Origin of the sequence: Rahnella ecdela (assembly GCF_019049625.1) — a bacterium.
In the GTDB taxonomy this organism is placed as follows: domain Bacteria; phylum Pseudomonadota; class Gammaproteobacteria; order Enterobacterales; family Enterobacteriaceae; genus Rahnella; species Rahnella ecdela.
The window spans coordinates 1-515 of sequence record NZ_JAFMOY010000047.1 but is presented as its reverse complement, the minus strand read 5'-3'; the positions used below and the strand labels follow the sequence as shown (position 1 = coordinate 515).

The 515-nt window shown below is 46.4% G+C and carries 2 protein-coding genes; one reads left to right on the top strand and one right to left on the bottom strand.

The annotated features are described in order from the left end of the window. A partial coding sequence (locus J1784_RS00220) for a helix-turn-helix domain-containing protein (protein ID WP_217147575.1) occupies nt 1-238 on the bottom strand: 238 nt, incomplete at its 3' end. A 42-nt stretch (nt 239-280) separates the two neighbouring features. Between J1784_RS00220 and tnpA the strand changes: the two genes are divergently transcribed. Further along, a partial coding sequence (tnpA, locus tag J1784_RS00215) for an IS200/IS605 family transposase (protein WP_238485316.1) occupies nt 281-515 on the top strand: 235 nt, incomplete at its 3' end.

Below are 515 nucleotides of genomic sequence, written 5' to 3'. Positions count from 1 at the left end.
GCTGCAATGCCAGTGAGTCATATTCTTTCAGCCAACTATAGCGGCGCGACTTTTTGCCCACAGCCAGTAAAGGCTTTAAGTCGCGCTTAATGCTGACAGATACGCCGTGGCGTTGGTACATATGACGACAGATTTGCAGAGCTTTATTGTATGCAAAACGCACAGCGCCGAACTGGGCATTTAAAAATACCACCTGCTCGCCGTCCGGGTAAATACGTACTTTGGTTGCCCTTTTCATTTTAGCCGCTCACCTGTAATATCATTGAATTATGTTACTTTAATGGGTATTTTTCAAGTGAGTGTGCATAGCGAAGAGTTGGCGGGATATCTTCGCCGTCGTCATTCAGTCAGTAAACTGGTCGTGCATTTAATCTTTACGACAAAATACCGCCGCCGATTGCTCGATGGTGCGATGATTGACCAGATCAGAGAGGCATTTAAATCAGCGGCTGAGTCGCTTGAGGTTGAGATTTTAGAAATGGATGGCGAAGCGGATCACGTTCACATCCTGGTTG